The 5,048-nt window shown below is 66.2% G+C and carries 6 protein-coding genes and 1 pseudogene; 1 reads left to right on the plus strand and 6 read right to left on the minus strand.

The features are described 5' to 3' along the window. A pseudogene (locus LI953_RS15040) lies at positions 1–228 on the minus strand (chloride channel protein); the annotation flags it as partial. Between the two features lie 41 nt (positions 229–269). Here LI953_RS15040 and rsmA point away from each other — a divergent pair. After that, on the plus strand, positions 270–1,106 hold the full coding sequence (gene rsmA / locus LI953_RS15045; RefSeq protein ID WP_227076906.1) for a 16S rRNA (adenine(1518)-N(6)/adenine(1519)-N(6))-dimethyltransferase RsmA: 837 nt from the start codon (positions 270–272) through the stop codon (positions 1,104–1,106). Positions 1,107–1,113: 7 nt separating this feature from the next. On the opposite strand, the gene LI953_RS15050 is transcribed toward rsmA, so the two are convergent. The 5 genes from LI953_RS15050 to LI953_RS15070 all read right to left on the minus strand — a co-directional run bounded on the left by LI953_RS15050 (position 1,114) and on the right by LI953_RS15070 (position 4,905). After that, on the minus strand, positions 1,114–1,380 hold the full coding sequence (locus LI953_RS15050) for a hypothetical protein (RefSeq protein ID WP_227076907.1): 267 nt from the start codon (positions 1,378–1,380) through the stop codon (positions 1,114–1,116). Between the two features lie 18 nt (positions 1,381–1,398). Beyond that, positions 1,399–2,019, minus strand: coding sequence for a hypothetical protein (locus LI953_RS15055; protein WP_227076908.1), 621 nt, complete (start codon positions 2,017–2,019; stop codon positions 1,399–1,401). A gap of 62 nt (positions 2,020–2,081) precedes the next feature. Continuing rightward, complete coding sequence (ftsY, locus tag LI953_RS15060) at positions 2,082–3,002, minus strand: signal recognition particle-docking protein FtsY (protein WP_227076909.1); 921 nt, start codon at positions 3,000–3,002, stop codon at positions 2,082–2,084. Between the two features lies 1 nt (position 3,003). Further along, positions 3,004–3,825 carry a diaminopimelate epimerase gene (gene dapF / locus LI953_RS15065; RefSeq protein ID WP_227076910.1) on the minus strand — a complete coding sequence of 274 codons (822 nt, stop codon included), beginning with the start codon at positions 3,823–3,825 and terminating at the stop codon, positions 3,004–3,006. Between the two features lie 42 nt (positions 3,826–3,867). After that, complete coding sequence (locus LI953_RS15070) at positions 3,868–4,905, minus strand: rod shape-determining protein (protein WP_227076911.1); 1,038 nt, start codon at positions 4,903–4,905, stop codon at positions 3,868–3,870. Between the last annotated feature and the right edge of the window lie 143 nt (positions 4,906–5,048).

Genomic DNA, 5,048 nt, shown 5'->3' on the forward strand with positions numbered 1-5,048 from the left:
GCGAACGGGGTCGAGGCTCTCGGACTCCGAGAGCCCCTGCCCCGCCGAGAGATGAAACAGCAGCGTGTGCATGAGCAGGGTGAGGGCGTTGATCAGCACCACACCGAACCCGGCGCAGATGCCGACCACCGTGGCCAGCAGCGCGAGCCACACCTCATCCGCCCGCACCAGCGCGCGCAGCAGCTTGGGCGCCTGCAACAGTGTCGAGGAGGCCAGACGTTCGCTCACGCCTCACTGTTGCCACGCCGCGCCATGGGCTAACAAGCGCCATGCCGGTTTTTTCTGCCCCGCCACCGCCGTTGCGCGAGATTATCGCGCAATTCGACCTCCGCGCCGACAAATCCCTCGGCCAGCATTTTTTGCTGGAGCCAGGGCTGCTCGGGCGCATCGCCGCCGCGGCGGGCGAGCTGGCGGGGCTGAATGTGGTCGAGATCGGCCCCGGGCCAGGCGGGCTGACCCGCGCGCTGCTGGAAACCGGGGCGGCGCATGTCACCGCCATCGAGTTCGACCCGCGCGCGGTGGCGGCGATCTCGGCGCTGGCGGCCCTCACTCCGCGCCTCACGGTCATCCAGGCCGATGCGATGCGCGCCGACATTCCGGCGCTGGTGCCGGCGCCGCGCGCCATCGTCGCCAACCTACCTTATAATATAGGCACGCCGCTGCTGGTGCGCTGGCTGCAGCAGGCGGCGGAATACCGCTCCATGACCCTGATGTTCCAGCTCGAAGTGGCCGAGCGCATCTGCGCCGCGCCCGATACCAGCGCTTATGGGCGGATTTCGGTGCTCAGCCAGTGGCTCTGCGACGTGGCGATGCAGATGCGCATCCCGGCCGGGGCCTTCGCGCCGCCGCCCAAGGTGGAGTCGGCCCTGGTGCGGCTGGTGCCCAAGCCGGCGCAGCCCGCGCGCCGGGAATTGAAGGCGATGGAGCGGCTGACCGCGGCGGCCTTCGGCCAGCGGCGCAAGATGCTGCGCGGGGCGCTGAAAAGCCTGGGCGGGACGGAATTGCTGGCGGCGGCGGGGATCGACCCGCAACGGCGGGCGGAGACGCTGAGCGTGGTGGAGTTCGAGATGCTGATGCGGGCGATGCTGGCAAGGGAGGCGGGATAGGCTCCGGTCAGCCGATTTCCAGGACGATATCCCGGGCACGGTCACCCTCCACAACCGGCACCAGCTTGGTGATGATGTTTGTTTTCCCGATCAGCGAAAGCTGCTTGAACGGCGCGGGCAATCTTCTGTTGTAATTGATCTCCTCCAGTTTGAAGGCTTTGGCCCGGTCGCCGAAGAGCGCCAGAATGGGCTGAATTTTCAGCGCCGGGGCCCATGATTCGAAGATGATCCGCAGCCTCATGTCTTCCGGCAGGGCCTGGGCGATTCCGGCCAAAACACTCGTTTCATAGCCCTAGATATCGATCTTAATGACCACATTCTTCAAGGATTTCTCGGCAAGCCGATTGAACAGGCCGCCCAGCTCATGCGCCGTGTTCTTGATCGAGATGTCCACGTAAAAATAATTATTCGCCTCGATCCGGCGCAACCCATCCTTATTGGCCAACTGGCTTTCATCGTAGGAATTTTCTTCATCCCGCACAAATGCGCCGCCCCAGTTATGCCTGGGAACGGTCAGGGTCACGTCCTTGTCGCTTCCGCCCAGGCCGATCTTGTGGATGGTGAATCTTCCTTGATCGAGCGCCATGCGCGCATTGGCCTCAAGCACCAGGCAGCAGAGCGGGTTCGGCTCATACATGTGAACCTCCCTGAATCGGTGGCCGCTTTGGCAGGAGGTCAGCCCGATATTGGCGCCGATATCGATCAGGCAGTCATTGAAACCATTTTGCGCGTAATAATCGATGAGCGCGGCGAGGGGCGGCTCATGCACCCCGGTGGTGAGCGGGGCGGCTGATATCAAATCGCCGCCCCGGCAAAACAGCGAACCGCCGCCTTTTGTTGCGTATCGGTAAATTTCCGCGAGAAGATCTCTCTTTATCTTCTTGTAGACCGTTTCAACGAATGCGTACTCCATCATCGGCACCTTCGTTTGATCTCTGAAAAAAGAGATTTCCTGTTCTCCGGCAGCGCGCGCCCTCACTCCCCGACCAGCGCCTTGCCGAACTCATCGGCGTCGAACTCGCGCAGATCGTCGATCTGCTCGCCGGTGCCGACGGCGTGGATCGGCAGGCCGTATTTCTCCGCCAGCGCCACCACGATGCCGCCGCGCGCCGAGCCGTCCAGCTTGGTCACGATCAGCCCGCTCAGCTCCACCATCTCCTTGAAGATGCCCACCTGCGTCACCGCGTTCTGCCCGGTGGTGGCGTCCAGCGTGAGCAGCGTGGCGTGCGGGGCGGTGGGGTCGAGCTTGCGGATCACGCGCAGGATCTTGCGCAGCTCCTCCATCAGCGCCGTCTTGTTGTGCAGCCGCCCGGCGGTGTCGATCAGCAGCACATCCACCCCGGCCTTTTGCGCGCGGCTCAGCGCGTCATGCGCGAGGCTGGCGGGGTCGGTATTGGCGGGGGCGGTCACCACCTCGGCGCCCGCGCGGACGCCCCAAACCTGCAACTGCTCCACCGCCGCGGCGCGAAAGGTGTCACCCGCCGCCAGCATGCAGGAGAGCCCCGCCTGCCGGTAGCGCGCGGCGAGCTTGCCGATGGTGGTGGTCTTGCCCGCGCCGTTCACCCCGGTCATCAGGATGACATAGGGCTTATGGGCGCGGTCGATTTCCAGCGGCGTGGTGACGGGAGCCAGGATCTTGCCGATCTCCGCGCCCAGCGTCTCGCGGATTTCCTCGACCGTGACCTCTTTGCCGAAGCGGGTGGAGCGGAAGCTCTTGATGATGCGCGCGGCCACGGCGGGGCCGAGATCAGCGGCGATGAGCTGCTCCTCCAGCTCCTCCAGCGCCTCGTCATCCAGCTTGCGCTTGGTGAACACGGCGGCGATGTTGCCGGTGAGCTTGGCCGCGCTGCGCGACAACCCGGATTTGAGCCGGGAGAAAAAAGCGGAGACGGCCATGTTACGCGAGATCCGGTAATTCGCCGGTGAAGGCGGTTTCAGCGGGGCCGCGCATCAGCACATGCCCGTTTTCGGCCCAGGTGATCAGCAGCTCACCGCCATCCATGGCCACCACCGCCTGCCGCCCGGTGAGGCCGCGCCGGTGCGCGTTCACCAGCGCCGCGCAGGCGCCCGAGCCGCAGGCCAGCGTCAGCCCGGCCCCGCGCTCCCACACCCGCAGGCGGATGCGGCCGCGATTTTCGACATGGGCGAAGCCGATATTGGCGCGCTCGGGAAACAGCCGGTGCGTCTCCAGCTTCGGCCCGATCAACTCGATCGGCAGATGCGTGAAATCGTCGATAAAAAAGGTGGCGTGCGGGTTGCCCATCGAGCAGCCGGCCGGGTCGGTGGCCGGGCCGAGGGCCAGCGGCAGATGCAGCGTGTCCGCCGGGCCGGAGAGCGGGATGTCGCCCCATTCCAGCAGCGGCGTGCCCATATCCACCTCGACCAGCCCCGGCCCCAAGATTTCGGCGTGCAACAGGCCGGAGATGGTGCGGATGCTCACCTCGCGGGCGCCGCTCTCCTCGGCCAGCAGCGCGGCCACGCAGCGCGTGGCGTTGCCGCAGGCGCCGCTCTCGGAGCCATCGGCATTGAGGATGCGCATGAAGGCATCCGCCCCGGCGCCGTCGGGCTCGATGATGATGAGCTGGTCACAGCCCACGCCGCGGCGGCGGTCGGCGATGTGGCGGATGGCGGCGGGCGAGAGGTTCAGAGCCCCGGCGCGGGCGTCCAGCACGACGAAATCGTTCCCGGCACCCTGCATTTTGACAAAAGAAAGCGGCATGGCGCCAAATTAGCGCGCCATGCCCGCACCGGCAAACCGGCCTTAATACATCGAGGAGGTGACTGAGCGGAGCTGCCGCTCCTCCAGCGCCCGGCCCGTGCCCAGCGCCACGCATTGCAGCGGGTTCTCGGCCACCATCACCGGCAGGCCGGTGGCCACGCGCAGCACTTCGTCCAGCCGGTGCAGCAGCGCGCCGCCGCCCGAGAGCATGATGCCCTTGTCCACGATGTCAGCGGCCAGTTCAGGCGGGCAGTTTTCCAGCGCCACCTTGATCGCCTCGACGATCTGCCCGACCGGCTCGGCCAGGCTCTCGGCGATCTGCCGCTGGCTCACCACCACCTCGCGCGGCACGCCGTTGATCAGGTCGCGGCCCTTCACATGGCGGGTCGGGCCGTCATCGGCGCTGTCCATCCAGGCGGCGCCGATATCCATCTTGATGCGCTCGGCCGAGCTTTCGCCGATGAGCAGGTTGAAGGCGCGGCGGATGTAGGAAATGATCGCCTCGTCCATCTTGTCGCCGCCGACGCGCACTGAGCGGGCATAGACGATGCCGCCCAGCGAGATCACCGCCACCTCGGTGGTACCGCCGCCAATATCCACAATCATCGAGCCGGACGGCTCGGTAACGGGCAGGTTGGCGCCGATCGCGGCGGCCATCGGCTCCTCGATCAGCAGCACCTGGCGGGCGCCGGCGCTCTCGGCGCTCTCCTGAATGGCGCGGCGCTCGACGGCGGTGGAGCCCGAGGGCACGCAGATGATAATCAGCGGCGAGGCGATGCGGCTGCCCTTATGCACCTTGCGGATGAAATGCTTGATCATCTCCTCCGCCACCTCGAAATCGGCGATCACGCCGTCGCGCAGCGGGCGGATGGCCTGGATATTGCCCGGGGTGCGGCCGAGCATGAGCTTGGCGTCCTCGCCCACGGCGAGCACCTGCTTGCGGCCCTTCACCTCCTGGATCGCCACCACCGAGGGTTCGGCCAGCACGATACCGCGGCCCTTCACGTAGACCAGCGTGTTCGCCGTACCGAGATCGATCGCCATGTCGGCTGACATCAAGCCGAGAAGTTTGGAAAACATCAAAAACCCTTCCTGGGCGAAACAGCCCCTGCGCTCGCGCGCGTTCACCACGATATCCGCAAAACCGCCGCGCAAGGCGGTTTCGAGGCTGGCTTTATCGCCCGGGACAAGCCCCGGCAAGCCCGAAAAGCGGCCCGGCGGCG

It is taken from the genome of Acidocella sp. KAb 2-4, assembly GCF_020567705.1.
Lineage (GTDB): Bacteria > Pseudomonadota > Alphaproteobacteria > Acetobacterales > Acetobacteraceae > Acidocella.

Excerpts from the sequence above, each read along its gene's own strand:
- LI953_RS15070 (WP_227076911.1), bottom strand. The coding sequence starts at position 4,905 with ATGTTTTCCAAACTTCTCGGCTTGATGTCAGCCGACATGGCGATCGAT.
- rsmA (WP_227076906.1), top strand. The coding sequence starts at position 270 with ATGCCGGTTTTTTCTGCCCCGCCACCGCCGTTGCGCGAGATTATCGCG.
- dapF (WP_227076910.1), bottom strand. The coding sequence starts at position 3,825 with ATGCCGCTTTCTTTTGTCAAAATGCAGGGTGCCGGGAACGATTTCGTC.
- ftsY (WP_227076909.1), bottom strand. The coding sequence starts at position 3,002 with ATGGCCGTCTCCGCTTTTTTCTCCCGGCTCAAATCCGGGTTGTCGCGC.
- LI953_RS15055 (WP_227076908.1), bottom strand. The coding sequence starts at position 2,019 with ATGGAGTACGCATTCGTTGAAACGGTCTACAAGAAGATAAAGAGAGAT.